The sequence below is a fragment of the Streptomyces sp. CGMCC 4.7035 genome (assembly GCF_031583065.1).
Taxonomy (GTDB): domain Bacteria; phylum Actinomycetota; class Actinomycetes; order Streptomycetales; family Streptomycetaceae; genus Streptomyces; species Streptomyces yaanensis.
In genome coordinates this window covers 2,169,142-2,194,420 of sequence record NZ_CP134053.1, presented here as the reverse complement: position 1 = coordinate 2,194,420, position 25,279 = coordinate 2,169,142, and the positions used below count along the sequence as shown (strand labels likewise).

Here is a 25,279-nt window from a genome sequence, read left to right as displayed (position 1 = left end):
GCTGTCATCCACTGGAGCATCCGATGAAGAAAGCTCTGCTTTTCGGCGAGTACAAGATCGCCCGTTTCCTGCCGGTCCTGCGCGAGCGCGGCTACACCGACATCGTCGTCTACTCGGCCATCGAGTTCGACGCGGCCTCGGAGTTCGACAATGAGGGTGTCGAGGTCAGGCTGATGGACCTGAACTGGACGGCGGACGACGTGGTGGCCGTCCTGGAGGCCGAGCAGCCCGACGTCGCGATCGCCAACGCCTACCCCCACGGCCAGGAGCAACTGCCCATCGTCTACGGTCGCGCCGCCGTCCGCTGGAACGGCCGGTTCGTCGCCCACTCCGCACAGTTCGCCGAAGTTGCCTGCGACAAGGTGACGCTGCACCGGACCGCGACGGAACGGGGCTGGCCGGTGCCGGCAGGCGCGGTGTGCGAGAACGCCGAGCAGGTCGCCGCGGCCGCCGCCGAGGTGGGCTTCCCGCTGGTGATCAAGGAGGCGCGGTCGCAGGCCGGTGACGGTCGCTTCCATGCCGTCTCCCAGGAGGAACTGGACGGGGTGCTCGCCGCGGGCCTGGCCTTCCCCGCCATCGTGCAGGCCTTCGCGCAGGGCGAGGAGACCGGGATCGAGCTGATCAGCGCCGATGGCACGCTCATGCGCTGGCCGGTGGTCTCGATGGGGCCGCTGGACGACGGCCTCGAACCGACGCTTCGGGCGCGCGTCACGCCGTACGAGCTGCCCGCGGGTGCGGCGGCCCGGCTGGACGAGTTCGTCACCGACCTGCACGAGAACTTCGCCCCGTTCGGCCCGTGGCAGATCGACTTCGCCGTGGTCGACGACGGGGACGACATCGTCGTCCTGGAGATCAACCCACGTTTCGGCGGCCTGACCGACCTGGCACTGACCGGCACTGGCACCGACCCGCACGCGGTGTTCACCGCGGCTGCACTCGGCGATCCGCTGCCGCAGGTGGAGACCCGCGCGGTGACGATCGAGCTGCCGTGCACCGAGATACCGGGCGTCGAGGTGCCCGCCCATCCCGAGGGCGCGGAGGTGATGATGTCGACCGCGCGCCGACCCACCAACCGGTGCTTCACCGGCACCGACCGCATGCAGCTCCTCACCAGGGTCGGCGACCTGGAAGCGGGCAAGCGCTGGGTCAAGGAGGTGGACAACGCAGGCCTGTTGCGCTGCTCGGTGGAGTCCGCTTTCCGTCGGCTGGAGCAGGGCTTTCAGGTCTTCGGCCGGGAGGGGTGCGCACGATGAGGGTGCTGATCGCCGGTATAGGCGAGCACAAGGACTTCGGGCTGAAGTCCCTGCAGGCGGCAGGGCACTTCGTCGGGGTCATGGACCTGCCGCACCGCATCCCCGTCGACCTGTGCGACTGGTGGCGGGCAAGTGACGGGTCGGTGGACTCCATGCTGGAGGCGGCGAGTGCAGCCGACTTCACCTGGGACGCGGTGCTGTGCTGGGCGGAACTGTCCACCGACACGGCCCGTGAGGTCGCGCGCAAGCTCGGCGTGCCGGGCACCCGGATGCCCGAAGGCCGCTTCCGGGACAAGGGCCTGATGCACGGCCGGCTGCGTGAGACGGGTCTGCCCACCCCGCAGCTCGGCGTCGCGCGCACGCTGCAGGAATGCGAGCACTTGGCCGAGGGCCGGTTCCCGGTCGTGGTCAAGCCGACCGACTACGGCGGCAGCGGCGGCGTACAGGTCGTCACCGGGCCGGGCGAGCTTGGCGGCGCGTTCGACGCGGCGGTGGCGCTGTCGGCGAGTGGCCGGGTGGCGGTGGACCGCTATGCGCGCGGCCCGGAATACAGCGTCGAGTCGGTGACCTGGGCGCACGGGGACACGCAGGTCCTCGCGGTGACCGAGAAGCATCTGACCCGGCCGCCGTACTGCGTGGAGGTCGGCCATGTGGTGCCCGCGACGCTGCCGGACGCGGACCGCGAGGCACTGGTGGCGGCGACGGTGGCCGCGCTGGACGCCCTCGGCATGGAGGCGGGCGTCTCGCACGCGGAGTTCCGGCTGACCGACGAGGGCCCGGTCCTGATGGAGATCGCCGGGCGTCCTGCGGGAGGCCAGATCCCGCGCCTTGTGGAGCTGGCCACGGGCTGGAACCCGTACCTCGCGGAACTGGCGGCGGTGGTGGGCGAGCGCATCGGCCCAGGGGCGCCTTCGGCGCCGTACGCGGCCATCCGCTGCTTCGTCGGCGACGGTGAGACGCCGTTCACCCATCCGGTGACGCCGGCGAACGCCTCCTCGCCTCCGCTGCTCGGCACCCTGCGGGAGCTGCGGTATTCCGCCGACGAGGGCACCGTGCACCGGGTGCCGCGCGGCCTGGTGGACCGGCTGGGCTACGGGATCGTCGCGGGCGACCGCGCGGAGGTCACGGCGGCGCTGGCGGTGCTGAGCCAAGGCGCAGAGGTGTACCGAGGTGACTAGGGCACAAGCGGCCGGGCAGCAGCCGGCAGTTGAGGGGCGGGAGGAGGGGATGCAGACCGAGAGCGATGTGGCGCGCGCCGGTGACGACACCGCGAATCAGCGGTCCGGCCTGTGGCGCAACCGCGACTTCCTCAAGCTCTGGTCGGGCGAGTCGGTCGCCGCGCTCGGCGCGCAGGTGACGCAGCTGGCGCTGCCCATGCTGGTGCTGAGCGTTCTGGGGGCGAGTGCCGCGGAGGTCGGAGCGGTCTCCGCCATGCAGTTTCTGCCCGCGCTGTGCGTCACTCCGTTCGCCGGCCTGGTGATCGACCTCTTCGACCGCCGGACGGTGCTGCTGGTGGCCAACCTGGTGCGGGCGGCGGCGCTCGCCCTGGTGCCGGTGCTGCATCTCACCGACACGCTGACCGTGCCGGCGCTGTGCGCGATCGCCTTCGTGATGGGCGCGGGGACCTCGGTGTTCGACGTGGCCTACCTCGCCTATCTGCCGGCGCTCGTGCCGCAGCGCGATCTGGTGGACGCCAACAGCAAGTTGCAGGGTTCGTATTCCGTGGCCCAGATCGGTGGCTCCAGCGCCGGCGGTCTGCTGATCAAGGCGCTCGGCGCGTGGCTGGCCGTTCTGGCGAACGTCGCCGCCTACCTGTTGGCGTTCGTCACCACCCTGCTCATCCGGCACCGTGAGCCGCCGCGCGACCGGTCGGCGGCCGGGCGTCCTCGCCTGGCCGACATGCTCACCGGCTTCGGGCTGCTGTGGCGTGACCGCACCCTGCGGGTGCTGAGCATGCGGGCGGGCTGGTTCAACCTGTGCGAGCAGGCGATCCTGACCCTATTCCTGGTCTACGCGGTGAAGGAATTGGGCATGGACGCGGGCGGCGTCGGCTTCGTGCTCGCCTTCGGCAGCTTCGCCTCGCTGGCCGGGGCGTTCGTGGCCCGGCGGGCCGGCAACCACTTCGGCTTCCCCGGGATCCTGATCCTGGCCAGCAGCGCCTCATCCCTGGCACCCCTGCTGTTGCTGCCGACCGGTCCCGGATCGGCGTGGAACTTCGCCCTGGCGACGCTGACTTTCGCGGTCTACGGGTTCGGGCTGACCATCTACAACGTCCATGTGGTCGCTTTCCGCCAGTCGGTGATCCCCTCCGAGGTGCTGGGGCGGGCGACGGCGGCCTACCGCATGCTCACCTACGGGACCCTGCCGGTCGGCGCGTTCCTCGGTGGTCTGCTGGGCGAACGGCTCGGCCTGTGGCAGTCGATCCTGCTCTTCGCGCTCACGTCGGTCGTGGGCTGGCTGCTGTTCGTGCTGGCCTGCCGCAAACTCCCCGCTCCAGCGCTGGAAGCGACGCCGAAAAGATGATGGGGAGGTTATGAAGGAGCGCGCTGCGCCTCATGGAACCGGGCCTGCCACGAACTGGGGGAGAAGCAGGTGGCCAAGAAGCTGAAGGACTCCCGCTTCGCACCGCGGGCGTCGCGCTGCTCGCCCAGCACCCCGCAGGCCAGCGACTGCGCCCCGAACGCGCCGAGCGGGGCGGCCCGCCGGGCCTTGCCGCAGGCCAGCGCGGCGCCCGCGCCAAGACGCGCGGAAGTCCGCCGGCTGCTGGCCTGGCTGACCGAGCGGCAGGTCGAGGTGGTGGTCATGGAGGCGACCGCCGATTACTGGCGTTCTGTCTACTACCTGCTGCAGCCGCACCTGAACCTGATGCTTGTCAACCCTGCGCACCTCAAAGGGATCCGCAGGCGCAAGAGTAATCCCGGTGACGCGGCGTTCCTCGGCCGCGCCGGTGCGTCCGGGCTGGTCATGGCCTCCTTCGTTCCCGAGCGCGGCATCCGTGAGGTGCGTGAGCTCACCCGCCGACACACCAAATTGGTGCGGACTGCGAGCTGGGAAGCCCAGCACCTGGAGAAGGAGCTGGAGGATACCGGCATGAAGCTCACGTCGGTACTGACCGACGGTGACCGGCATCAGCGGGCGGGCCATCCTGGAGGCCCTGTGCGCCGGGGAACGCGACCCGGAACGCCTGGCCGACTTGACCGTCGGCAGGGCCCGGGCCAAGATCCCCGCGCTGATCGAGGCCCTGGACGGTGAGTTCACCGTCGGTGACCCCGCATGCGATCTGATGGCGGCCTGGATGCGGCTGACTGCCGAGGCCCGGGACGCGTTCCGCGAGGCGGCCGGCGTGGACGACGCCACATGGGCCCGGGGGCGGGCTGGGCCCTGCGCTTCGGGCTCACCACGGAGCACTACTACCGCGGCGGCCTCAACCCGTCCTGGCGGACGTCGGCCACCGCGCGGCGGCCGAGGCCATCGCCGACCACCATCGCCCCTGACTATTCCCGTTCCCCCGGAATCCCCGTTGCCGACCAGCCCTGCCGGGCGGTCCGGCGGCGGGGATTCGGCGTACGTGAGGAAGTGCGCGGACAGGGCAGCAGCCCGGAGCAAGGTGCTCCGGGCTACTGCCGGGGTAGCCGTGTCGGCGGGCAGGGGCCGTGGCACCCGGCGAACAGTGCCGGGACGCGACGGCACTACCGGTGCGCGGCAAGTCGCGCGGGAGCCGGGCCGGAGGTCCCCCCTCCGGCCCGGCTCCGTGTCCGCGTCCGCCGCCAGGCGCCCTGGGCGGCTATCCGGCCGGTGCCGTCCGCCTGGTCCTCGCCGCCCAGGCCACCAGCGGCCGACTGCCCAGGCCGACGGACAGCAGGAGAGCGCCGAGCAGCAGCCAGCCGGGCAGCCCCATCCCGAGCGGCAGCATGCTCATCACCGCCGGGGCGACGGCTTCCACGACCCCGCTGCCCAGCCCGAACACCCCGGCGTACTGGCCCTGCAGATGGGCCGGCGCCAGTCCGAAGCAGTACTCGGTCGAGGCGGCCGCGTACCAGAGCTCGCCGAGGGCGAAGACGGCCATGCCGCCCATCAGCAGCCCCGTCGCCACCCAAGGGGAGGGCCCGCCGGCCAGGGCCATGAGCGTGAGCCCGGCGGCGAAGGCCGCGCCGGCCCAGGCCATGCGCTGACCGGCGGTCCGTACGTCGTACACCCCGCGGCTCGCCTTGACCTGCAGCAGCACCACGAAGGCCATGTTGAGCACCAGGACCGCCGAGACCACCCAGCGGGGGGCGCTCGTGTGCGCGACGATCCACAGCGGCAGCAGGAACCCGGAGACGGCGTAGTTCAGCGACAGCACCGCATGGGCGAGCGTGGCGCTGAGGTATGTGCGGTCGCGCAGTGCGGCCCAGCCACGCTCGCCCTTCTCGGCGGCCACGGCCGCGATCCTCGGCAGACGCAGGAGGATGAGGCCGCAGCTCACGTAGGCCAGGGCCCGGCAGACCACCAGGGCCAGGTACGCGGGCCGGCTGTCGATCTGGATCGCGAAGCCGGCGGCGACCGAGCCGAACGCGAGGGCCAGGTTGGTCACCGACCGCAGATAGCCGATGAACACCGTGGGGTTCCCGTCGGACACTCCGCGGATGAGCGGCGCCTTGCTGGCCACGTCCGCCGGAATGATCATCCCCGAGACCAGTGAGACCGCGAAGAAGGACCAGAAGGATCCGACCAGGGTGAAGCAGGAGATCACCACCCCGCCACAGAGCATGACCGTGATGTGGACGCGTTTGGACCCCCAGTGGTCCGCCAGCCGTCCGACCAGGACCCCGGCCACCAGGCCAGTCATGGCCCCGCCGAACAGGCCGATGGCGACCTGTCCGGTCGGCAGCCCCACGACGCGCGTGAAGTACAGGGCGCTCGCGGTGGTGAACATCCCGCCGCCGAAGCTGTTGGCGAAGGTGGCGAAGGTCAGGATCTGCTGCGCCGGCGACGCGGGCAGGAGCCTGCGCAGGCCGCGGCGGGCGGGCGCGGGCGCAGGCGTCGTCACCGCCACAGCGCGTCCCCGAAGCGGACGCCGGGACGCAGGGCGGGCTGGAGGGCGCGCAGTTCGCGGGGGGTGAGGCCGTCCGGGACGGACTTCACCTGAGGGCCGAACCAGTCCCAGACCTTGGCGAACCGCTGCTGCAGCTCCTCGGCGGTGTCCGCCGCCACCATGAACTGGCCGATCCGGTGGTCCGTACCGGAGACGGCCGGGATGCGGTCGCCGACGGGCCGCTCGATCCGGACGAATTCCACCCCCGGCCGCGCCATGACCTGGTCCGCTGAGGGGCAGTCGAGCAGCAGCCCCGGACCGGCGGTCAAGTACGCGCCGCCGATGATTCCTGGGCGGATCTTGACATCGAGTTCGGGACGCCGCCCGAGCGCGACCTGGATGGCGCAGTCGGCCAGATCGACGTTGAACTTCGTGTGCACGACCTCCTGTACGAGTGCGCCGCCCCGCCGCGCGGCGCACTCGCCGAAGGTGAGCGCACCGGTCTCGGGGTCGTGGAAGAGCTCCATGTGGAACATCCCGTCCCGAAGGCCCAGGGCGGCGAGCGAGGCCGTGATCACGGGAAGGGCCCGGTCGTAGGCCCAGCTCTCGTCGGCGGGGTCGAAGTGGCGGAAGTTGAGCGGGCGTCCGCTGTCGACCGCGGTCAGGCACGGGTCTCCGTACCGGCCGAGGGCGCAGAACAGCAGCTCGCCTTCGTACAGCACGCCGTCGGCGATCCATTCCTCGCCCCGGACGAATTCCTCCAGGATGAAAGTGCGCTGCGCGGTGCCCTCACGCCGGTACTCCTCGCTGCGGCTGCGTAGCTCCGCCACGGAGGAAACGACGGTCGTCCGCTCGGTGGCCGCTCCCGCGACCGGCTTCAGCACGGCCTTGGCGGAGGCGAGTTCGGTGATCCCGGCGACGTCGTGGACGTCGTCGACGACCACGGCTCCAGCCGTGGCCAGACCGGCCGCCCTGATCTCCCGCTTCTGCACCGACTTGTCCCGGAAGCGCACGGCGACATCGGGCGGTACGGCCGACAGCCCGAGATGGGCGGCCAGCAGACCGACCATCACCAGTGAGTCCTCGGCGGTGGTGTACACGGCGTCGAAGGACTCGGAGGTCAGCCCGGCGCGGGCGAGCGCCATGAGGACGGCCTCGGCGCTGGTGTGGTCGTCGACGCGGATCACCGTGACCTCGTCCGGTATCGCGATGTGGCCCTGCTCCCAGACAGCCATCCCGCAGACGACGGTGACCTCCAGGCCGCGGCGGACGCATGCCCGCATGCCGTAGCGGTCGAGGCCCACGATCAGGATCCTGGGGCTTGCGTTCTCCATGCGCTTCCTTCCTCGCGTTCTGAAGCAGTGCCCGAAATTGCCAAAATTGACAACGTCGCAGCAGCTCATTAACCCAACACGGGGAACGTATTGTCAATCACAGCAAGCGATATTGCCCACTTCCGGCAAAAGGTGTGCCCGGCGCCAGGAGAAGGGCGGGATCGTGGTCATGAACCTCCCCTGCGACGGACCGGTCCAGGCCCGCCAGGAACGGCTCCGAGGCCACCTGGTCCCGGGCACGCTCCAGGAGGGCCTCGCGACGGTGTCCTGGAGCCGGGGAGCCGTGGACACAGCCGTGGCGCGCGGCGCGGGCAGCGTGCCAGGCGGCCGGGTCGATGGTGCCCAGCACGTCGAGGGTCGCGGCGGCCCACAGGTCCGCCACCAGCGGCACAAGTTGCTCGTTCAGCCGACTCGCGGCGAAGCCCTCACGGCTGGCGACCGGGTCGAACTGAGCGTTCACCCGGACTGGGAGGTCCAACGGTGCGACGGGCAGCCCCGCGTGGACGCTACCGGTAGCCGCCGCGTCGAGGAAGGCAGCGCCACCCCGACGGGCATCGCCATCCCTACCGCTTTGTGGTGCCGTCGCCAGCCACTGGGTGGTGACGCGGGTGTCGTACACGCGCCAGACCGCCCCCTGAGTCGCGTATGCCTCCCGCACGCGTACGACCGCGTCCGCCCCGCCGACCCGCCGACCCGCCGACCCGCAGGGACCGCTCGGCGACGTCCCGCCACGACAGTTGCCATGCCGCGGTACGCCCCCTCCCCGTCCAGCACTTCCAGTCGCTCAAATGACGCAGGAACAGCAGCGAACCGTCGCTCCAGGTCTCGAACCAGTCGAAGAGCCGGGTAGCGGGCAGCGCACCGACGTCGAGGCGGGAATCGCTGGACATGCGGACAAGGGCGATGCGGTAGAGGGCGGCGTTCGCTCCGCGGTCACCGCCGCGGGACAGACGGTGGCGGTTGGTCCTCCCACTGGAGGCGGGGACGGGCGCGACGCCGCAGAGTGCCGCGAAGGACGCCTCGGTGCGCAGGCGGTCGCGATTGCCGCCAGCGGTGACCAGGAGCTGGGCCGCCGTGTCGGGGCCGACGCCGTAGGCGGCGCGCAGGCCCGGGTTGTGCTCGGTTGCTGCGGCGTCCAAGGCTGCGGTGAGCGCGTCGTGCTCGGCGGTCAGGGCCTGGACCCGACGGGCGAGGCTCTTCAGAGCGGTCAAGAGGGCGACGCGTGGTCCGTCGCCGGGGTACAGGCCGCGCAGGACAGTCAGCCCGCCGCAGCAAGCACCAGCGGCAGAACCTGGCCGGCCCCCTTCTGCCTCAGCAGGCGAGCGGCAACCGCGAGGGTCCAGCCGGAGTCGGTGTAGTCGTCCACGAGCAGGACGGGCCCTGGGGTACTGGCCAGGGCGCCGGCCAGGTCCTCAGGGAGGGTGAAGGCGGCGGCCAGTGCCCGGAGCCGTTGTGCGGAGTTGCTGCGGCGTGCCGCGTGCGCGCCGTTCGGCCCGGTGTACGTCAGCGTGCCCAGATAGGGCAGGCGGCCGATGGTCGCAATTCCCTGGGCGAGGGAACCCACCAGTTGCGGACGGGCCAGGGACGGCACAGCGACGACTCCCACCGGCCGGGCAGAGGCATCCGGGACATTCGGCGCCCAACCGCCCGGGGAGCGCGCCCAATCGGCCAGGACCGCCACCGCGGCCCGCAGGACATCGTCGGGGACCGCACCGTCGGGCGCGTTCTCGGCCAGCAGCGGGCGCAGCCGGTTGCCCCAGCCGATGTCCGAGAGCCGCCCCAGGGCACGCCCGGTGGAGCACTGCTCGCCGACCGGGATACGCCCCTTGAGGTCGATGCCCAGTGCGGGCATCCCCGTCGGCCACATCCGGCGCGGCTCGACCTCCACCCCCGGGCGATCCAGTTCCTTCGCCGCCCCCGTCAACGTCTCCGCCGAGACGGAGGAATCGGCCCAGGCTCCCGCGCAGTTGTCGCAACGGCCGCACGGGGTCGCCCCCTCATCGTCCAGTTGCTTGCGCAGGAACTCCATCCGGCAGTGGGTCGTGCTCACGTAATCACGCATGGCCTGCTGCTCGGCCGCACGCTGCCGCGCCACCCAGGCATACCGCTCAGAGTCGTAGACCCACTGCTCACCGGTGGAGATCCAGCCGCCCTTCACCCGTTTGACCGCCCCGTCCACGTCAAGGACCTTGAGCATGGTCTCCAGACGGGTGCGCCGGAGGTCGACCATGGCCTCCAGGGCCGGCACGGACAGCGGCCGTCCCGCGCCGGCGAGGGCCGAGAGAGTCTGGCGGACCTGCGCCTCGGGCGGGAAGGCGGTGTCGGCGAAGTAACGCCAAATGGCCTCGTCCTCCTTGCCCGGCAGCAGCAGCACATCGGCGTGCTCCACACCGCGCCCCGCACGCCCCACCTGCTGGTAGTACGCGATCGGCGAGGACGGCGAGCCGAGGTGCACCACGAATCCCAGGTCCGGCTTGTCAAAGCCCATCCCCAGCGCCGAGGTCGCGACCAGCGCCTTGACCCGGTTCTCCAGCAGGTCCGCCTCGGCCTGCAGCCGGTCGGCGTTCTCCGTGCGCCCCGTGTAGGAAGCCACCCGGAAGCCGCGCTGCCGCAGGAAGGCGGTGGCCTCCTCGGCCGCGGCCACCGTCAGCGTGTAGATGATCCCCGAACCCGGCAGCTCGTCCAGATGCTCGGCAAGCCAGGCCAGGCGGTGCGCGGCATCCGGCAGCTGGACCACACCCAGCCGCAGGCTCTCCCGCTCAAGCGGGCCCCGCAGCACCAGGGCCTCACCGGCACCGGTACCCAACTGCTCGGCCACATCCGCAGTGACCCGCGCGTTGGCCGTCGCGGTGGTGGCCAGCACCGGCACACCGGGGGCAAGATCAGCAAGCATCGCCCGCAGCCGTCGGTAGTCAGGCCGGAAGTCGTGGCCCCAGTCGGAGATGCAGTGCGCCTCATCGACCACCAGCAGACCGGTCGTGGCCGCGAGCTTGGGCAACATCTGCTCGCGAAAATCAACAGAATTAAGGCGTTCCGGACTTACGAGGAGAACGTCGGTCTCGCCGCGCTCGACCTCCTCGTGGATGGTGTCCCACTCCTCCGGGTTGGCCGAGTTGATCGTGCGCGCCCGGATGCCGGCCCGCGCCGCCGACTCGACCTGGTTACGCATCAACGCCAGCAACGGCGAGACGATCACCGTCGGGCCGGAGCCACGCCGGCGCAGCAGAGCGGTAGCAACGAAGTACACCGCCGACTTGCCCCAGCCGGTGCGCTGCACCACCAGCGCACGCCGGCGCTCCTCCACCAGAGCCGCCACCGCCTGCCACTGGTCTTCCCGCAGCCGCGCCGACCCCCCGGGGTCACCGACGAGCTCAGCGAGGATGGCGTCGGCTTCAGTGCGGAGCTCCAGGTTGTCCATGCCCCCATGCAACCCGATGGCAAGGACAATCAGCCACTTCACCCAACGTGACGGCCATCTCACGAACGGTCCACCGGCCAGGCACTGATCGAGGATGGCCAGGGTCGAGCGCTCGGTCACGACCACCCCCGATCGACACGTTTGCGCAGGTCAGGGCTCCAGCTGCGCCTGGAATTGGAATGCCTTCCCAGTTCTGTAGTCCGGAGCGGCTCAGCAACCCCGACTTCCGCGACCGGGTGCTCCCCGAACTGGCCGCCCCGACCGGACTGCTCGTGGTCGACGAGGCGCACTGCATCTCCGACTGGGCCACGACTTCCGCCCCGACTACCGCCGGCTCCGCACGATGCTCGAGGACCTCCCGGTCGGCGTGCCGGTCCTGACCACGACGGCGACCGCCAACGCGCGCGTGACGGCCGACGTGCAACGCGCGCGTGACGGCCGACGTGGCCGAGCAGCTCGGCAAGCCGGATCTCGGTTTCGTGGTGCACCTCGGCTCCCTCGTCCCCCATCGCGTGCTACCAGCAGGTGGGGCGCGCGGGCCGCGGTGTGAAACACGCCGAGGTGCTGCTGCTGCCGGGCAGGGAGGACCAGGCGATCCGGGAGTACTTCGCCTCGATCGCGTTCCCTCCGGAGGAGCAGGTGCGGCGCACGCTGGACGTCCTGGCGGGGGCCGGCCGTCCGCTGTCGTTGCCCGCTCTCGAGCCACTGGTCGACCTGCGGCGGTCCCGGCTGGAGACGATGCTCAAGGTCCTCGACGTGGACGGTGCAATACACCGGGTGCGGGGCGGCTGGATCGCGACGGGCGTCCCGTGGACGTACGACACCGAGCGTTACGTCTGGGTGGCCAAGCAGCGGGAGGCCGAGCAGCCGGCGATGCGCGACTACGTGACGACGACGGGTTGCCGGATGGAGTTCCTGCGCCGGCGGCTGGACGACGAGGGCGCCGCGCCGTGCGGACGCTGCGACACCTGCGTGGGACCGCGGTTCACGGATTCCGTCTCCCCGGCCGCTCTGGAGGGGGCGCGCGCCGAGCTCGGCCGCGCGGGTGTCGAAGTCGAGCCGCGGAAGATGTGGCCGACGGGCCTGCCGGCCGTCGGCGTGGGGGGCGCATCCCGGCCGGGGAACAGGCGGCGCCGGGACGGGCCCTGGGACGGCTCTCGGATATCGGCTGGGGCAACCGGCTGCGGCCGATGCTCGCGCCCCAGGCCCCCGACGGGCCGGTGCCGGACGACGTCGCGAAGGCCGTGGTCGGTGTGCTGGCCGACTGGGCGAAGGGGCCCAGCGGCTGGGCCTCGGGCGGGCCCGACGCACAGCCGCGCCCGGTCGCTGTCATCACCATGGCCTCGCGTGCACGTCCACGGTTGATCCACTCGCTCGCGGCGCGCATCGCGGAGGTCGGGCGGCTGCCGTTGCCGGGTTCCGTGGAGTACGCCGGCGAGGTCCCGCGGGTGCCGCGGAGCAACAGCGCGCAGCGGCTGAAAGCGCTCGACGGGGCGCTGACCGTGTCTCCCGCGCCGGCCGCGGTTCTCAAGGAGGCGGGCGGCCCCGTCCTGCTCGTGGATGACGCGACGGAGACAGGCTGGACATTGGCGGTGGCCGCGCGCATGCTGCGACGGGCCGGGGCGGAGGGGGTGTTGCCGCTGGTCCTCGCCGTGCAGGCGTGACCCGCCCGTTCTCCGGGAACACATTGGACAGAGATGTGGCAGGGGATATGAGTCGCACATCAGCAGAAACCGGTCGGCGGCATCAATTGCTCGTTGCCGCATCCCAGTTCGACGGGAAGAATTGAGGTCCGCTCCCCGCACGGCTCGTCCGTGTTCCGGTAGGGCTCTGCTGCGGCGTGCGTTCCCCCAAGTCCGACCCCCGCCCGCAGTGCGGGCGTGTAGCCGAAGGGAGGATCGTGACCTTCGGATTCGCTCCGTCCTCGGCGGCATCCATGTCAGCCTCTGCCGAGTCGTCCGCCGCTTCCGCCAACCCCGTGGCCCGTATGCTCGAGCCCGCGGAATGGGCAGCCGCCGGGATTCCGCTGCTGCGCAACCCGCGGGAGGTCGTCAGCGGGCTGCACGCCCGGCACCGGCCACGGCCCTCCACGGCCATCGTCGCCGTCCTGGACCCGGACGAACGGCTGCGGGCGAGCGCCTCGTTCACCCGGCGCCCCGCCCCGGCGGACGGCTGGATGTTCCGCAACGCACTGCTTGCCCAGTTGCGCCGGGTCATCCCCCACGACCTGCGGCGCCGTACGCCCGTGCGCACGGCCGTGCTGCTCTACTGCCGTGAAGGCGATACGCGTTGGACAGAGGAGGACGGGGCGTGGATGTGGGGGCTGCGCGACGCGTGCACGCTACACGGGCTGCGCTGCGGTGCGTACATCACGCTGACACGTGACGGCTGGCAGGTCCTCGGCGAGGGTCGCGGCGGACGCCGCCCCAGCGCGGAGTCACCGCCGGAGGCGTTCGACCTGCTCGGAACCCCACCGCCGCTGCCACGCACCGGAGGCGCCGCCTCAGAGGTACTGCGCCGGGCCGCCGCCCGCTGAGCGGCGCGGCGCCGTCGCCGGAGCCGGCCCGCCGTCCGGCTCCGGCTATCCGCCTACGGCGAATGGCTGCGCCGGATACGCGTCACCCGCAGGCCCGCATCGAGTTGGGCCAGGCCCCGCGCACACGGCTCCGGCTCCGACTCCGGCAACGTAATGCCGCCCCAGGCACCGCACGCCAAGAGGCGGCACCAGGGCGGCTGAGGAAACGCGGAGCAGGCGCACCGAGGATCCGCGCACTGCCCTCTCACAAGGACGCCGTACAGGGGGCGTCCTACGCACGCGGGCCGTGAGCCCGGCAATCACGCGGACCGCCCGAGGTACGCCCGGACCCGGCCGGGCGCCCTCGCCGCAACGCATGGCGAATCGACCGCCGTACAGGTGCCGCCGACGCGGCCCCCTCACCGACCCCCTGTCGAAGCCCGAGCCCGACAGCCCGGCTCCGGGCCTCTGGCACACAGGCAGGGCACAGGCGACCCGGACCGAGGCCGGACCGCTCAGACGCCCGCGCCCAGAACCGAGTTGATCTGCTGCGGGTCGCCGCAGACGATCAGCAGGGCACCGGCCCGGCCGAGCGCCAGCGGAAGCGCCGTCGCGACGGTGGTGCCGGTGCCGCCGTTGACGGCGACCACGACCACGGGACGGGCGCCGGCACGGGACGCGACGGAGGCGTCGGCGTAGAAGACGTCGTCACCGGCGTCGTGCTGCGCCCAGTACGCGGCCTCTCCGAAGGACAGTTCGTGCGCGGCCCACGGGTGCGGCTCGCCGGTGGTGATCACCAGCACCTCACCGGGGGTGCGACCGGACTCCAGCAACAGGTCGACGGCTTCCTCGGCAGCGTCCAGCGCACCCTCGACCGAAGCCGGGATCAGTTGGATCTGCGGCGTGGCGGTGGGAGCGGACGGCCCGGGCTTGGGCGTGGCCGGTTCGCGCGAGGCGCGCTGGACCGGCATCGGCCGGACGGGACCCGGACGGCCGGGGCGCGCGGGGGCTGCGGGGCGGGGTCCGGGTACGGGACGGGGGGTCGGCGCGGTGCGGCCGCTGGCCGGAGTGGCGCGGGGACCCTGGGCACTCTCGTGAATCTGAGGCTCCTCGGGAATGAGAGGCATGAGCTGATTTTTATCAAACGCCGGAGCGACTCGCGTCGGCGGGTGGCACATGAGTGCGATCGGAACCGGTCAGAAATCGAAGCCGAGCTGGCCCTCGATCTCCGGCACGCTTCCATCCGCCCAGCTGCGGACCTTCTTGAGGTGCCGCCACTGGGGCAGCGCATCAAGATACGCCCACGACAAGCGGTGGTACGGGGTGGGGCCCCGCTCCTCCAGCGCGGCCTTGTGCACGGGCGACGGATACCCGGCGTTGGCCGCAAAACCGAAGTCTGCATGGTCGACAGCCAGTTCGGCCATCATTTTGTCGCGGTGAACCTTGGCGATCACCGAGGCCGCCGCGACCGCCACGCACGAACGGTCACCCTTGATCACTGTACGCACCCTCCAGGGCGCACCCAGATAGTCGTGCTTCCCGTCGAGGATGACCGCGTCGGGGCGGACGGGCAGCGCCTCCAGGGCGCGTACCGCCGCGAGCCGGAGTGCGGCCGTCATCCCGAGATCGTCGATCTCCTCGGGGGAGGCATGACCGAGGGCGAACGCCGTCACCCACCTCTCCAACTGCTCGGCGAGCTCGGTGCGCCGCTTGATGGTCAGCAGCTTGGAGTCGGTGAGGCCCTCGGGCGGTCGGCGCAGGCCCGTGACCGCCGCGCAGACGGTGACCGGGCCGGCCCACGCGCCGCGCCCCACCTCGTCGACACCGGCGATGACCTTCGCTCCGGTCGTTGCGCGAAGGGAGCGCTCGACGGTGTGAGTAGGTGGTTCGTACGGCATGGCGCCCTTAGAGTACGCCGCCGGGATCCCCGCGCGACACCCCGGCCTCCCCGGGCAACGGCACAGCGGTCGACGGCTCCTTCACGGGGACGGCCACAAAGCCCGCCGCAGCCGTGCCCGCGAGTTCCCGCAGACCCGGATCGGCCCCGCTACGGCCGCAGCAGCGGAACCATCAGCTGATCGATCATTTCCTTGAGTTCCTGGTCATTCCATTCGCTGGAGCACATCTTTGAGCGGTACATCATCATCGCCGGAATAGCATCGACGACATATCCGTTCGCTGCGTCCGGCCGCACCTCTCCCCGCTCGATTCCGCGGTCAATGACCTCCCGCAGCAGCTTGACGGCCGGCTCCACGACCCCCTCGTAGATCACACCGTGGAAGCGCTCGGCCTGCCGAGTGTCGCATTCGTGAATAACCGAGCGAAGCGCGAATCCGGGGCGCGAGTACATCGCATCGCGCGCCTGCCGACACAGCACCAGGAGGTCCTCGCGCACGCTCCCGAGGTCGGGCGCCTCGTCGAGGCTCGGCAGTCCGGCCTGGAGCGCGTCCGCGACGAGATCCTCCTTGGACGGCCAGCGACGGTAGACCGCGGCCTTGCCGGTCTGGGCACCGGCGGCGACGCCCTCCATGGTGAGGCCGCTCCAGCCGACCGTACTGAGCTGCTCCAGTGCGGCTTCGAGGATCGCGCGCTCGAGCACAGCACCACGTCGGCGGAGGGTGGCCGGTTGAGCGGAGGCGGCCGTCCAGGACGAAGTACCCATCTGTGTGTCTCCGTTGAGCATGGGGAAGCGGGGATTCCGGTAATTGGGCGAGCGGTTCGGGCGATGTCGCACGGCAATGAATTCAGTGAACGCTTGCGTTCACTGACGGGGACTCACTACCGTTTGACGCGACAGTGAACGCGAGCGTTCACTAATGCCTTTGTGGGGGACCCATAGTGACAACCTCTCCATTGATCAAGGAACACAAGCCAGGAGCCGCCCGCCGGGAGGGACGTCCCGGCATCGCGCTCACGGTCATCGCTGCCTGCCAACTCATGGTGGTACTCGACGCGACGATTGTGAACATCGCGCTCCCGCACATTCAAGACGCGCTCAAGTTCAGTACGACCGACCTGACGTGGGTCGTCAGCGCGTACACGCTCACCTTCGGCGGCCTGCTGCTTCTGGGCGGCCGGGCCGGGGACATCCTCGGCCGGCGCCGGGTCTTCATGACCGGCATCCTGCTGTTCACCTTCGCCTCACTGCTCGGGGGGCTCGCCCAGGAACCGTGGCAGTTGCTGGCCGCGCGCGCTCTGCAGGGCATGGGTGGCGCGATCGCGTCCCCCACCTCGCTGGCGCTCATCACCACCACGTTTCCCGAAGGCCCTGAGCGGAACCGGGCGTTCGCCGTCTTCGCCGCGGTGTCGGCCGGCGGTGGCGCGATCGGTCTGCTGGCCGGCGGCATGCTCACGGAGTGGCTCGACTGGCGCTGGGTCCTCTTCGTCAATGTGCCCATCGGCGTACTGATAGCTGTGCTCGCCCCGATGTTCATCAACGAGTCCGAACGCCATCCCGGGCGCTTCGACATCGCGGGCGCGTTCACCTCGACGGCCGGCATGGCGTCGCTGGTGTACGGCTTCATCCGTGTCTCCGAGGAGGGTTGGCGGGACAGTCTCACGATCGGGTCCTTCAGTGCGGCCCTGGTGCTGCTGCTGGCGTTCGCCTTCATCGAGTCGCGCGCCAGGGAGCCGATCACGCCGCTGAGGATGTTCGCCGACCGCAACCGCTCGGGCACGTACGTGATCATGCTGAGCCTGGCCGCCGCGATGTTCGGCATGTTCTTCTACATCGTGCTCTTCGTGCAGAACGTGCTGGGGTACACGCCGATCTCGGCCGGGGTGGCCTTCCTCCCGGTGACGGTGGCGATCGCGATCGGTGCGGGGCTTTCGCAGCGGTTCCTGCCGGTGCTCGGCCCCAAGCCGTTCATGCTGGTCGGCGCGACGCTCGTCGCGATCGGGCTCGCCTGGCAGACGTTCATCACCCCGGACAGCTCGTACGTCGGAGGAGTGCTCGGTCCGATGCTGGTGTTCGGCTTCGGCATGGGCCTGAACTTCGTGACACTGACGCTGACCGCGGTCTCGGGCGTAGCCCAGCACGAGGCTGGAGCGGCCTCGGGTCTGCTCAACGCCACGCAGCAGGTGGGCGGTTCGCTCGGCCTGGCCATTCTGACCACGGTCTTCGGTACGGCCAGCCGGGACGAGGCGGACAAGCAGATGCCGAAGTTCCTGGCGAACGGTACGGCCGCACAGAAGGCGGAGTTCGCCAAGACGCACCAGCTGCCGGCGCCCTGGGGTCACGAAGTGCTCGCCCATGGCATCTCGACGGCATTTGTTCCGGCCGCCGCGATGGCCGTACTGGCTCTGTGCACGGCCGCGTTGGTCATCCGCGTACGCAAGAGCGATCTGGAGGCCCTGGCCGGCACGACGGGACCGGCCGGAGGCTGAGGCGCGTCGGCCCGCTTCTGCCTCCGGTCAGCCGACCGGAGGCAGAAGCCCACGACTGCCGGACGGCACCTGGGGGAACGACGGCACGGGTTGCGGTCCGGCCCTCCGCGACAGGGCATCGGGGCGCGGCCGTCACCCGCGGATCGTCGGGGCCGGGAGGCCCGGGCGGACCCGTCTCTCCTCGCGAGCCGTTCCGCGAAGGGACGCCCGACACGCGCGGATCGTCCGGGCAAAGACACACCAGGGCTGGACACCGACGGAAGCCCGGCCAACGATCGACACCCGGGCACGCGCACAGCCGGCGGACCTACCGCGTACAACGCCCAGGGAACACCAGCCACCCGCAGAAGCCCAGCCGACCGGCGCCCGCGCACACGCACGGCCCCGCGAACCCGCCCGCGAGTCCATCTCCACGAGACCTCACAGGCAGGCCGGGATGCTCGGAAGGGGTCGCTGGACGGCGACACCGCCTTACGCGACCGATGGCGCCCAGTCCGGCAGTGGCTCCGTCCGGTTCAGCCACTCCCCCGGCGGCGTCCCCACCTTCTCGGAGGCGACCACTCCGCCGACGATGGCGCAGGTCGTGTCCACGTCGCCGCCCACCTGCGCGGTCGTCCAGAAGGCCTGCTCGAAGTCGCCGAGGGCGCGCGCTGCCGACCAGAGCGCGAACGGCACCGTGTCGTGCGCCGTCGTCCGCCGCCCGCTGCCGAGCACGGCCGCGACGGTGGCCGCGTCCCCGTAATCGAGCATGTCCCGCGCCCGCCGCAGCCCCGCCCCGACGGCGCTCTTCGGCACGAGCGCGATGACCCCGTCGAGCAGAGCCTCGGCGCTCGGCGGGCCTGCCGGATCGGCGACGAGGGCGGCCGCCGCGGCGACGGCCATGGCACCGACCACGGCCTCGCGATGCTGGTGCGTGGGGTACGCGGAGATCTCCGCCTGATGCGTGGCCTGCTCGGGGTCGCCGGCGTACCAGGCGCCCAGGGGCGCGATCCGCATCGCCGCGCCGTTGCCCCACGACCCGCGCCCGTCGAACAGTGCCGCGGCCAGCTCGCGCCAGTCCCCGCCCTCCCGGACGAGCCTGAGGAGCCGGTTGACCGCGGGCCCGTAGCCGCGGTCGAAGTCATGGTGCTCGGCGAATGAGCGGGCCAGTGCGTCCTGGTCGATGCGGTGGTGGGCGGCCATAACGGACACGACCGAGCAGGCCATTTCCGTGTCGTCCGTCCACTGCCAGGGGCTGGGCGGCAGCTCGCGGCGCTTGAGCAGCGGATAGTTCGCGGGGACGAAGAACTGTGAGCCCAGCGCGTCCCCCACCGCCAGTCCGCGCAGGCTGGCCAGGGCGCGCTCCAGGCGCCTCGAAGGAGAGGAGTCAGCGGTCATCGCCCTGCCACTCTATCCGGTGACCCAGTACGGTTCCGGATCTCGCCAGCGGTCGAACGGCCGGTCGAGCGTGTACTTGCCGTCCTCCCCGAGGAGAAGCATGCGCGTCTCGCCGTTCCCAGGGTTCGAGAGCGATTCGAATTCCGCGACGGTCCAGTGGAACCAGCGCATGCAGAACAGCCGCATGGCCAGGCCGTGGGTCACCAGGAGTACGTTCGGCGGGTGGTCCGGCGCCTCGAAGCTCCTGAACAGGCTCTCCAGGAAGCCGCCCACCCGGTCGTAGACGTCGGCGCCGGACTCACCCTGGGCGAAGCGGTAGAAGAAGTGCCCGTACGCGTCCCGGTACGCCTTCTGGAGCCGCACGTCGTCGCGGTCCTGCCAGTTGCCCCAGTCCTGCTCGCGCAGCCGGGGCTCCTCGCGGACGCGGACGAGCTCGGGGTCCAGGCGGAAGGCGTTGAGCGTCTCGTGGGTGCGGCGGTACGGGGAGACGTACACGCTGACGCGCTCCCGACCGAAGACCTCCCGTAGCCGCTTGCCCGTCTCCTCCGCCTGCCGCCAACCCCTCTCGGTCAGCGGCAGCGCGTGGTCGGGCTCGCGTTCGTACACGGAGTCATCGGCATTGCCCACCGACTCGCCGTGCCGGACAAGGACGATGCGCCGTGGTCGTGCCATGCCAAAACCCTAGATCGAGTGACGGCCGAACGGGCACTTCAGGGGGCTCCATACGGCACAGGTCACACTGAAGACACCTCACCCGGTCCGTTCGGTTCTCAAACGCTCGACGTCACCGGCGTCCGGATTCCAAACGGACGGACCCAACGGCCATCGGGATTTCCAACCCACACCCCCACGATCGTTCGCACCGCGAACTCACACCGTCCAGGTCGACTCCAGATCCACGATATCGCCGGTGAGCGCCGCGACGTCCGCCTCGGTCTGCGCCCGAAGTGCCAGGCGCTCCACGCGCTCCTCGCGGTACTTGCCGTGCTCCGCGGCCGACTGCCACATCGACAGGACCAGGAACTCATGGCCCGGGGCCTCGCCGAACAGTCCGCGGATCATGCCCGGTGAGCCCGCCATGGCCGGGTTCCAGACCTTCTCCTGCATCAGCGCGAAGTGCTCGGCCCGCTCCTCGTGGACCCGGCAGTGCGCGACGCGCACCAGGTCGGCGTCCGTGAAGCGGGGCTCGAAGCCGGTCTTCACGTCGAAGCGGTGGTCGAAGAGTCTGACCTGCTGGTCCTTGAACGTGCCCGACTGCGACGCGGCGAGCCTGTCGTGGGAGCGCGCCATGAACGAGTCGTAGAAGGCGCGACTCTCCCAGAACGCGAAGATGTGCGCCACACCGGGCCTCCCCCGGCTCCAGCCTCCGCCCTGTCCCCGGAAGCCCGGCTCCCCCAGAAGCCCCGCCCACTTTCGCTGTCCCCGTTCGAAACCGCGGCGGTCCACCACGGTGCAGCGAATCCACTTGACCAGCACCGCGCCATCGTAAGGCCCAGGTGCGTGGCCTTGGTCACGCTCCGGCGGAGTACACCCGCGCGAGCGCTCCCGCGCGCGAGGCACAATGGACAACTGGCCCTCAGTGCACGGGAGTTCCTACCGAGGGTGTGAACAACGGGGAGGGGATGGATGATGAGCGGTCTCAACAAGGGCATCCACAAGGTCGAGCTGGCGGTGAAGTGGGACCCCAGCCCGACCGGACAGCCGCCCACCGATCTGGACATAGTCGCCGCGACCTACCTCACGACGGATCCGTATGGGGATCCCGCCTATGTCGTGCACTTCGACAGCCGCTCCCCGGACGGCACGATCAACCTCAACCGGGACAGCCAGGACGGCAAGGGTTTCGGCTGGGACGAGGTCATGACGCTGGAGCTGCACCGGCTCGACAGCCGGTACGCGCGCGTAGTGGCCGGCGTCGTCATCCAGCAGCGCACCGGACGCAAGACGTTCGTCAACGTCCTGAACCCGGGGCTGCGTCTGCGCGAGGGCTACACCACCCTCGTCGAGGACGACTTCGGCGGTGTCCTGGGCGCGACGGCGGCGCGGGTGGCCGAGTTCGTACGCGACGCCTCCGGCGAGTGGACGTTCCAGCCGGGCATCCACGGCTACGACACCGATCCCGAGGGCTTCGCCCGTGTGATGGGCAGCCTCCGCGACTCCTGAGCGCCCTCCCCCAAGGGGGACGCGCCAACCCTCCGCTCTCCCTGAAAGGGCCGTCGACGCCGAAGGGCGGCACGACCGTTCGTCGTGCCGCCCCTCAGGGTGTCAGGTCAGCTGCAGCCGCTCGTCGAGCCGCAGCCCTCGCAGATGTAGCACGAGCCGGCCCGCTGCATCTTCGTGCCGCAGGAGAAGCACAGCGGTGCGTCCGCCTGGATACCCAGCTGCATCTCCACCAGCTCGGCGCTGGTGTGCGCCTGCCTCGGGGCCGGCTGGGCCACGGCGGCCTCGGCCTTCGGGGTGGCGACCGCCTTCAGCTCCTGGGCGCGCGGGGCCGACTGGGCCAACCCCTCGACGTCCACCTCGTCCTCGATCGGCTCGTACGAGCCGGTCTCCAGGTGGCGCTGACGCTCCTCGGCGGAGTGGATGCCGAGCGCGGAGCGCGTCTCGAAGGGCAGGAAGTCCAGCGCCAGGCGGCGGAAGATGTAGTCGACGATCGACTGCGCCATCCGCACGTCCGGGTCGTCCGTCATACCGGCCGGCTCGAAGCGCATGTTCGTGAACTTCGAGACGTACGTCTCCAGGGGCACGCCGTACTGCAGACCCACCGAGACGGCGATCGAGAAGGCGTCCATCATGCCCGCGAGGGTCGAGCCCTGCTTGGACATCTTCAGGAAGACCTCGCCAAGACCGTCGTCCGGGTAGGAGTTGGCGGTCATGTAACCCTCGGCGCCGCCGACGGTGAAGGAGGTGGTGATACCGGGACGACCCTTCGGGAGGCGCTTGCGGACCGGGCGGTACTCGACGACCTTCTCGACGGTCTCTCGGATCGTCGCCTCGGCCTTCGCGGTCACCTCGGCCTTCTCGTCCTCCTTCTTCTTGGCGGAGAGCGGCTGGCCGACCTTGCAGTTGTCGCGGTAGATCGCGAGCGCCTTGATGCCGAGCTTCCAGGCCTCGAAGTAGATCTCCTCGACCTCCTCGACGGTCGCCGTCTCCGGCATGTTGACCGTCTTGGAGATGGCACCGGAGATCCACGGCTGGATCGCGGCCATCATGCGGACGTGGCCCATCGGGGAGATGGCGCGCTCGCCCATGGCGCAGTCGAAGACCTCGTAGTGCTCGTGCTTGAGGCTCGGCGCGTCGATCACATTGCCGTGCTCGGCGATGTGGGCGACGATCGCCTCGATCTGCTCCTCCTGGTAGCCGAGGCGGCGCAGCGCCTGCGGCACGGTGCCGTTGACGATCTGCATCGAGCCGCCGCCGACCAGCTTCTTGAACTTGACCAGCGCGAGGTCCGGCTCGACACCCGTGGTGTCGCAGGACATCGCGAGACCGATGGTGCCGGTCGGCGCGAGCACGGACGCCTGGGAGTTGCGGAAGCCGTTCTTCTCACCGAGGCGCAGCACGTCCTGCCAGGCCTCCGTGGCGGCGGCCCACACCGGGGTGTCCAGGTCGTCCATGCGGACGGCCGTGGCGTTGGCGTCGGCGTGCTGCTTCATCACGCGCAGGTGCGGCTGCTCGTTGCGGGCGTAGCCGTCGTACGGGCCGACGACCGCGGCCAGCTCGGCGGAGCGCTTGTACGCCGTGCCGGTCATCAGGGAGGTGATGGCACCGGCCAGGGCGCGGCCGCCGTCGGAGTCGTACGCGTGGCCGGTCGCCATGAGGAGGGCGCCGAGGTTGGCGTAGCCGATGCCGAGCTGGCGGAAGGCGCGGGTGTTCTCGCCGATCTTCTGGGTCGGGAAGTCCGCGAAGCAGATCGAGATGTCCATCGCGGTGATGACCAGCTCGACGACCTGGGCGAAGCGCTCGACGTCGAAGGACTGGCTGCCCTTGCCGTCGTCCTTCAGGAACTTCATGAGGTTCAGCGAGGCGAGGTTGCAGGACGTGTTGTCCAGGTGCATGTACTCGCTGCACGGGTTCGAGCCGTTGATACGGCCGGACTCCGGGCACGTGTGCCAGTGGTTGATCATGTCGTCGTACTGGATGCCCGGGTCGGCGCAGGCCCAGGCGGCCTCGGCCATCTTGCGGAAGAGCGTCTTGGCGTCGATCTCCTCGATGACCTCACCGGTCATGCGGGCGCGCAGGCCGAAGTTCTCGCCGTTCTCGACGGCCTTCATGAAGGTGTCGTTGACGCGGACCGAGTTGTTGGCGTTCTGGTACTGGACGGAGGTGATGTCATCGCCGCCGAGGTCCATGTCGAAGCCCGCGTCACGCAGGGCGCGGATCTTCTCCTCTTCCTTGACCTTGGTCTCGATGAAGTCCTCGACGTCCGGGTGGTCGACGTCCAGGATGACCATCTTGGCGGCGCGGCGGGTGGCGCCGCCCGACTTGATCGTTCCTGCGGAGGCGTCGGCGCCGCGCATGAAGGAGACCGGGCCGGAGGCGTTGCCGCCGGAGGACAGCAGCTCCTTGGAGGAGCGGATGCGGGAGAGGTTCAGGCCGGCGCCGGAGCCGCCCTTGAAGATCATGCCCTCTTCCTTGTACCAGTCGAGGATCGACTCCATGGAGTCGTCGACGGACAGGATGAAGCAGGCGGAGACCTGCTGGGGCTGCGGGGTGCCGACGTTGAACCAGACGGGGCTGTTGAAGCTGAAGATCTGGTGCAGGAGGGCGTACGCCAGTTCGTGCTCGAAGATCTCCGCGTCGGCGGGCGAAGCGAAGTACTTGTAGTCCTCGCCGGCCTTCCGGTACGTCTTCACGATGCGGTCGATCAGCTGCTTGAGGCTGACCTCTCGCTGCGGGGTGCCGACGGCACCGCGGAAGTACTTGCTGGTGACGATGTTGACCGCGTTCACCGACCAGAAGTCGGGGAACTCGACGCCACGCTGCTCGAAGTTGATCGAGCCGTCGCGCCAGTTGGTCATGACGACGTCACGGCGCGCCCACTCGACCTCGTCGTACGGGTGCACGCCCGGGGTCGTGTGGATGCGCTCGATACGCAGTCCCTTGGTGGCCTTGGTGCCCTTTGCTCGGGAACCTCGTGCCGGACCGCTCGCCGTCTCTGTCATGCCGCCTCCCTGTATCAGGCAAAAACGCCCTGACGTGCCCTTTTCTTCCCAAGGCACGGTGTTGTGTGTCTGTTTGTCACGAGCGTCGTACACGGACGCGCGTGACGGGTCTGTGTGCGCCGCCGACGGGGCCGAGCCGGGTCGGCCCTCCCGTCAGTCGGCGGCGGTGGTGGCAGGCACGGGGACGTCGACCGTCCCTCCGGACCCGCGATCGGTTGCCTTGCGCTCCGCGACAGCCTTCTCGTGGTCGCCGTCGTCCACGGCGGGGCGCTCCCGCTTCTGTTCCCTGAGTTCCGTGATGGCGGCCTCGAAGTCCTCCAGCGAGTCGAACGCCCGGTACACCGACGCGAACCGCAGGTAGGCCACGAGGTCGAGCTCCTGCAACGGGCCGAGTATGGCCAGACCCACGTCGTGGGTGGTCAGCTCGGCGCTCCCGGTGGCTCGCACCTGCTCCTCGACCCGCTGGCCGAGCTGCGCGAGCGCGTCCTCGGTGACAGGCCGCCCCTGGCATGCCTTGCGCACGCCGTTGATGACCTTGGTACGGCTGAAGGGCTCGGTGACTCCGGACCGCTTGACCACCATCAGCGAACACGTCTCCACGGTCGTGAAACGACGGGAGCAGTCGGGGCACTGGCGGCGCCTGCGGATCGACGTGCCGTCATCGGTCGTACGACTGTCGACGACGCGGCTGTCGGGGTGCCTGCAGAAGGGGCAGTGCATGGCTCCAACCCTCCTTTTCAGCACGACTCATAGGCCTCGACGGGCCTCATGGGCCCCTCGAAGCAGCCCCAAGCATAGGCGATCGCCGGGACCGCGA

General features: G+C 70.4%; 19 protein-coding genes and 2 pseudogenes. 8 read left to right on the top strand and 13 right to left on the bottom strand.

Going from position 1 to position 25,279, the window contains the following annotated elements; translation table 11 throughout:
- Nucleotides 1–23 precede the first annotated feature (23 nt).
- The 4 genes from Q2K21_RS09205 (at nucleotide 24) to Q2K21_RS09190 (ending at nucleotide 4,505) form a co-directional block, all read left to right on the top strand.
- A complete protein-coding gene (locus Q2K21_RS09205; protein ID WP_310768609.1) occupies nucleotides 24–1,253 on the top strand; it encodes an ATP-binding protein in 1,230 nt (409 codons plus the stop codon).
- On the top strand, nucleotides 1,250–2,431 hold the full coding sequence (locus tag Q2K21_RS09200; RefSeq protein WP_310768607.1) for an ATP-grasp domain-containing protein: 1,182 nt from the start codon (nucleotides 1,250–1,252) through the stop codon (nucleotides 2,429–2,431). The genes Q2K21_RS09205 and Q2K21_RS09200 overlap by 4 nt, the downstream gene beginning before the upstream one ends.
- Nucleotides 2,424–3,776: an MFS transporter gene (locus tag Q2K21_RS09195; protein ID WP_310768604.1), complete on the top strand. Its 1,353-nt coding sequence runs from the start codon at nucleotides 2,424–2,426 to the stop codon at nucleotides 3,774–3,776. The genes Q2K21_RS09200 and Q2K21_RS09195 overlap by 8 nt, the downstream gene beginning before the upstream one ends.
- A 69-nt stretch (nucleotides 3,777–3,845) precedes the next feature.
- On the top strand, nucleotides 3,846–4,505 hold the full coding sequence (locus tag Q2K21_RS09190) for an IS110 family transposase (protein WP_310768601.1): 660 nt from the start codon (nucleotides 3,846–3,848) through the stop codon (nucleotides 4,503–4,505).
- Nucleotides 4,506–5,037: 532 nt separating this feature from the next.
- Here the strand turns inward: Q2K21_RS09190 and Q2K21_RS09180 are convergent.
- The 5 genes and pseudogenes from Q2K21_RS09180 to Q2K21_RS09160 all read right to left on the bottom strand — a co-directional run bounded on the left by Q2K21_RS09180 (nucleotide 5,038) and on the right by Q2K21_RS09160 (nucleotide 11,019).
- Nucleotides 5,038–6,282 (bottom strand): MFS transporter, encoded by a 1,245-nt coding sequence (locus Q2K21_RS09180; protein ID WP_310768598.1) that lies wholly within the window; start codon nucleotides 6,280–6,282, stop codon nucleotides 5,038–5,040.
- Nucleotides 6,279–7,601, bottom strand: a complete 1,323-nt coding sequence (locus Q2K21_RS09175) for a hypothetical protein (protein WP_310768595.1) — start codon at nucleotides 7,599–7,601, stop codon at nucleotides 6,279–6,281. Before Q2K21_RS09175 ends, Q2K21_RS09180 begins: the two co-directional genes overlap by 4 nt.
- Before the next feature lie 97 nt (nucleotides 7,602–7,698).
- Entirely contained in the window at nucleotides 7,699–8,061 is a 363-nt protein-coding gene (locus tag Q2K21_RS09170) for a hypothetical protein (protein ID WP_310768593.1), read from the bottom strand.
- 412 nt (nucleotides 8,062–8,473) lie between these two features.
- Nucleotides 8,474–8,827: pseudogene (locus Q2K21_RS35990) on the bottom strand (transposase); the annotation flags it as partial.
- 32 nt (nucleotides 8,828–8,859) lie between these two features.
- The gene (locus Q2K21_RS09160) at nucleotides 8,860–11,019 is read right to left on the bottom strand and encodes a RecQ family ATP-dependent DNA helicase (RefSeq protein ID WP_310768590.1); all 2,160 of its coding nucleotides are present in this window, start codon (nucleotides 11,017–11,019) and stop codon (nucleotides 8,860–8,862) included.
- A gap of 197 nt (nucleotides 11,020–11,216) precedes the next feature.
- Here Q2K21_RS09160 and Q2K21_RS09155 point away from each other — a divergent pair.
- Together Q2K21_RS09155 and Q2K21_RS09150 are read left to right on the top strand one after the other, a co-directional pair.
- Nucleotides 11,217–12,683 (top strand): annotated as a pseudogene (locus tag Q2K21_RS09155) (DEAD/DEAH box helicase); the annotation flags it as partial.
- 236 nt (nucleotides 12,684–12,919) lie between these two features.
- A complete protein-coding gene (locus Q2K21_RS09150) occupies nucleotides 12,920–13,555 on the top strand; it encodes a hypothetical protein (protein ID WP_310768587.1) in 636 nt (211 codons plus the stop codon).
- Between the two features lie 494 nt (nucleotides 13,556–14,049).
- On the opposite strand, the gene Q2K21_RS09145 is transcribed toward Q2K21_RS09150, so the two are convergent.
- The 3 genes from Q2K21_RS09145 to Q2K21_RS09135 all read right to left on the bottom strand — a co-directional run bounded on the left by Q2K21_RS09145 (nucleotide 14,050) and on the right by Q2K21_RS09135 (nucleotide 16,196).
- Entirely contained in the window at nucleotides 14,050–14,661 is a 612-nt protein-coding gene (locus tag Q2K21_RS09145) for a hypothetical protein (protein WP_310768585.1), read from the bottom strand.
- A 69-nt stretch (nucleotides 14,662–14,730) separates the two neighbouring features.
- Nucleotides 14,731–15,432 carry a ribonuclease HII gene (locus Q2K21_RS09140; protein WP_310768582.1) on the bottom strand — a complete coding sequence of 234 codons (702 nt, stop codon included), beginning with the start codon at nucleotides 15,430–15,432 and terminating at the stop codon, nucleotides 14,731–14,733.
- A 149-nt stretch (nucleotides 15,433–15,581) separates the two neighbouring features.
- A complete protein-coding gene (locus Q2K21_RS09135) occupies nucleotides 15,582–16,196 on the bottom strand; it encodes a TetR/AcrR family transcriptional regulator (RefSeq protein ID WP_310768579.1) in 615 nt (204 codons plus the stop codon).
- Nucleotides 16,197–16,372: 176 nt separating this feature from the next.
- On the opposite strand from Q2K21_RS09135, the gene Q2K21_RS09130 reads away from it, so the two are divergent.
- Nucleotides 16,373–17,920, top strand: a complete 1,548-nt coding sequence (locus tag Q2K21_RS09130) for an MFS transporter (RefSeq protein WP_310768576.1) — start codon at nucleotides 16,373–16,375, stop codon at nucleotides 17,918–17,920.
- 471 nt (nucleotides 17,921–18,391) lie between these two features.
- Here Q2K21_RS09130 and Q2K21_RS09125 read toward each other — a convergent pair whose 3' ends face one another.
- From Q2K21_RS09125 to Q2K21_RS09115, 3 genes are all read right to left on the bottom strand, one after another.
- The gene (locus tag Q2K21_RS09125; RefSeq protein WP_310768573.1) at nucleotides 18,392–19,297 is read right to left on the bottom strand and encodes an ADP-ribosylglycohydrolase family protein; all 906 of its coding nucleotides are present in this window, start codon (nucleotides 19,295–19,297) and stop codon (nucleotides 18,392–18,394) included.
- Nucleotides 19,298–19,309: 12 nt separating this feature from the next.
- Complete coding sequence (locus Q2K21_RS09120; RefSeq protein ID WP_310768570.1) at nucleotides 19,310–19,969, bottom strand: histidine phosphatase family protein; 660 nt, start codon at nucleotides 19,967–19,969, stop codon at nucleotides 19,310–19,312.
- A 198-nt stretch (nucleotides 19,970–20,167) separates the two neighbouring features.
- Entirely contained in the window at nucleotides 20,168–20,773 is a 606-nt protein-coding gene (locus tag Q2K21_RS09115) for a YdbC family protein (protein WP_310768567.1), read from the bottom strand.
- Between the two features lie 153 nt (nucleotides 20,774–20,926).
- Here Q2K21_RS09115 and Q2K21_RS09110 point away from each other — a divergent pair, with 153 nt between their 5' ends.
- A complete protein-coding gene (locus Q2K21_RS09110) occupies nucleotides 20,927–21,460 on the top strand; it encodes a TerD family protein (RefSeq protein ID WP_310780761.1) in 534 nt (177 codons plus the stop codon).
- Between the two features lie 107 nt (nucleotides 21,461–21,567).
- Here the strand turns inward: Q2K21_RS09110 and Q2K21_RS09105 are convergent, their stop codons facing one another.
- Together Q2K21_RS09105 and nrdR are read right to left on the bottom strand one after the other, a co-directional pair.
- Complete coding sequence (locus Q2K21_RS09105; RefSeq protein ID WP_310768564.1) at nucleotides 21,568–24,462, bottom strand: vitamin B12-dependent ribonucleotide reductase; 2,895 nt, start codon at nucleotides 24,460–24,462, stop codon at nucleotides 21,568–21,570.
- A 153-nt stretch (nucleotides 24,463–24,615) separates the two neighbouring features.
- Nucleotides 24,616–25,182 (bottom strand): transcriptional regulator NrdR, encoded by a 567-nt coding sequence (gene nrdR, locus Q2K21_RS09100; protein WP_310768561.1) that lies wholly within the window; start codon nucleotides 25,180–25,182, stop codon nucleotides 24,616–24,618.
- Between the last annotated feature and the right edge of the window lie 97 nt (nucleotides 25,183–25,279).